The 3,327-nt window shown below is 38.0% G+C and carries 2 protein-coding genes; one reads left to right on the top strand and one right to left on the bottom strand.

What is annotated here, in order from left to right; translation table 11 throughout:
* Positions 1–550: 550 nt before the first annotated feature.
* Positions 551–922 (bottom strand): DoxX family protein, encoded by a 372-nt coding sequence (locus tag ABDZ84_RS11330; RefSeq protein ID WP_240455807.1) that lies wholly within the window; start codon positions 920–922, stop codon positions 551–553.
* 402 nt (positions 923–1,324) lie between these two features.
* Here ABDZ84_RS11330 and ABDZ84_RS11335 point away from each other — a divergent pair, with 402 nt between their 5' ends.
* Positions 1,325–3,040, top strand: coding sequence for an ABC transporter ATP-binding protein (locus tag ABDZ84_RS11335; RefSeq protein ID WP_026679608.1), 1,716 nt, complete (start codon positions 1,325–1,327; stop codon positions 3,038–3,040).
* Positions 3,041–3,327: the final 287 nt, after the last annotated feature.

The raw sequence follows: 3,327 nt of genomic DNA on the forward strand, positions 1-3,327 counted from the left end.
AGCTGAAGGACAAACCCCACGGAAAGGGAAGTGGGCAGCCGGAGTGGTGGTCAAGCAATAGCTATTATTCCATAATAGCTACTAGAGGAAGCGTAAATCTGAGCATGTAGTGATAAGGACTGAGCGAATTTTGCTCAGTTTTTTGGGTTGTTAGCCAACATACTTTCGAAAAGGAAGCTGTATTTTATAAGGAGAAGAAAGCTTTATAATATCGAATAAATTTAAATATCCACAGAAAATAAAAGTTATGCACATTTTGTTGATAAAAAAATGAACAAAAATCAATATATGGTATAGATAAACAATTTGATCACAAAATAACTGCGAACATTTGTGCATATGTGGATAACTTTGTGGGTAATCACCGTTTTTCAACAGGAAACTGCCAAGTTATACACTATTTATCAACAGTTGAACATGAACTGGCAGTAAGCCCCCACCTCGAGCAATAACGTGAACCCAAAATTAGTAAGTGTGGAATCGACTGCCAGTAAATGTCCGACTGATCTAATCATCCATGGGGATAAACAAAACCCCCACGGATTGGAGTTTACTTATTTCTATCCCAAATTGTTAGCAATAAAATGAACATGACAATATCAAGACGTGCTTCGAATAAGAAAGCAAGTAGATTTTGATTTAATAGTATTGGTAATTTGGTTAGATAGATTGCTCCAAACATGATAAGAATCAATGGAGGGACAGCGATTTTTACATACATTTTACCAGCAATAAGTATTCCACAAACAATTTCAACGAGAGCAATTAGGAAAAGTGTTGTTTCTGGAAAGGGTATTCCTAACTGTGTAAATATCCCTTTGAAATCATGCACGATTAACTTCATCATCCCAGAAGTTATAAATACAAAACCAATCGAATAGCATACCCATTGATATAATGGCAACTTCAATGTACCTTTCACAAAATACCTCCCTTTTTTGTTGTTCGTTTAAACCTGCATGAATAGGCAGTAGGGATCCACCATAAGTTTTCGCAGAAATCGCATAGTGTAACTAGACATTTCACTATCCGTAAATGTCCAAACGGTGTGAACAGAAAAACATATTTTTGTGGATATATAAACCAACTTGCTTTGCACTATCGATGGATCGAAGCATAGCAGAAGTCTTAGGGTCAATAGAACTAGGCTAACCACCAGTGAGGCATGTAGGAGAACGCAACCGATGGAAGCTTCCCTTTATATATATGCAGAGAGGTAGACAACCTTGCCAAGCTTTTTAAAATCTTAGGTTGGCTATCTTGCCAAGCCCCATCATTAGCCTTATAATTTCTTTTAGAATGCAGAAAGGAAGTGTACTTGGAAATGATACGCCGTTTTTTCTCCTATTATAAGCCACATAAGCGTTTATTTATCATAGATTTTACCTCTGCAGTAATTGTTGCTATTCTGGAGCTTGCCTTCCCAGTTGCTGTGCAAAGCTTTATTGATAAATTACTACCTGAAAATGATTGGGATATCATTGTGCTGGTAAGTATTTTATTGTTATTGGTTTATCTGATCAGTACTGCTTTACAATATGTCGTAACGTATTTAGGACATAAATTAGGAATAAATATTGAGACAGATATGCGTCAAGAGTTGTTTCATCATGTTCAACGACAATCGTTTCGTTTCTTTGATAATACGAAAACAGGTCATATCATGAGTCGTATCACCAATGATTTGTTTGATATTGGTGAGCTTGCTCACCATGGTCCAGAGGATTTCTTTATATCCATTATGACGTTTATCGGAGCATTCATTATTATGTTTACGATTAATGTTAAACTAGCAATTGTTATTCTTTTCGCCGTGCCTATTTTAATTTTCCTTATTGCTTATAGCAATATAAAAATGAATAAAGCTTGGAAGAAAATGTATGAGGATATTGCCGGTGTTAACGCAAGAGTGGAGGACGCAGTGTCTGGAGTTCGGGTTGTCCAGTCATTCACGAATGAAACACATGAGATGGATCGCTTTACTAAGGACAATTATAGCTTCCGTAAAGCAAAAGTTGGTGCTTATAAAGTAATGGCAATTGTACATTCAAATATCTATATGCTTATGCGCCTAATAACGCTGGTTGTATTAGTAGTAGGGGCATGGCTCACTTATCAGGAGGAGCTACTTATTGGTGAATTGGTAAGCTTTGTATTATTTGTAAATGTATTATTTACACCGATTCAAAAAATAACTGCTCTGCTGGAGTTATACCCTAAAGGAATGGCAGGATTTAAACGATTTGTTGATCTATTAGAAATGGAACCAGATGTGCAAAATAAAGACGATGCAACAGTAGTAGATCATCTAAAGGGAAATATCTCATTTGAACATGTTACGTTTGCTTACGAAAAAACACAAAAACCTGTATTAGATAAGCTTAGCTTTGGAATTAATGCAGGAGAGACGATTGCCTTTGTCGGACCATCGGGAGCAGGTAAGACAACCATTTGCTCGCTAATTCCACGTTTTTATGATGTGGACGGCGGGAGCGTGACAATTGATGGCATGGATATTCGCGATATGACGAAAGAATCACTTCGCCAGCAAATAGGTATTGTACAACAGGATGTATTTCTGTTTACTGGTACGTTGCGTGAGAATATAGCTTATGGAAAATTAGATGCGACGGATGAGGAAATTGAGCTAGCCGCACGTCGTGCTCATATGGAAGAATTTATTAAGGAGCTTCCAGATGGATATGAAACGCAGGTTGGTGAGCGTGGATTGAAGCTGTCGGGGGGACAAAAGCAACGGATTGCTATTGCGCGTATGTTCTTAAAGAATCCACCAATTCTTATTTTAGACGAAGCAACCTCAGCGCTCGATACCGAGACCGAAACAATTATTCAAAAGGCTCTAACAGAGCTTTCCAAGAATCGTACAACGCTCGTGATTGCCCATCGTCTTGCTACAATCAAAAATGCAGATCGGATAATGGTGGTAACAAAGGAGGGCATTGAAGAAGAGGGGAGTCATGAAGATTTACTTAAGCGAGATGGTATTTTTGCTCACTTGCATCGTGTACAAATGCGCTAATAAAATAGTTTTTACTAGAAAACGTCAATACTGCTAAGATTACTTCACTAGTCTAGGCTAGTAGAGGAGCGCTCTGCACCTCTACTAGCTTTTTTAATAAGTTAAGAAAGTATAAAATCAGTGCAATGACTGCGTTAAGCCAAGTAGTTATTTTGAAATGGTTGATGTATATTGGCAATGCTCCGACGAATTACTTCGCTTTCGGCGGGCACGGCTTCAACTAACTTTGCAAAGAAGAACACGTTGCAAAGTGGATTTTCGGCTCGCGCTAATCCCGCAGGAGTCTA

The sequence above is a fragment of the Virgibacillus salarius genome (genome assembly GCF_039521925.1).
Classification (GTDB): domain Bacteria; phylum Bacillota; class Bacilli; order Bacillales; family Amphibacillaceae; genus Virgibacillus; species Virgibacillus salarius.

Excerpts from the sequence above, each read along its gene's own strand:
- ABDZ84_RS11335 (WP_026679608.1), top strand. The coding sequence starts at position 1,325 with ATGATACGCCGTTTTTTCTCCTATTATAAGCCACATAAGCGTTTATTT.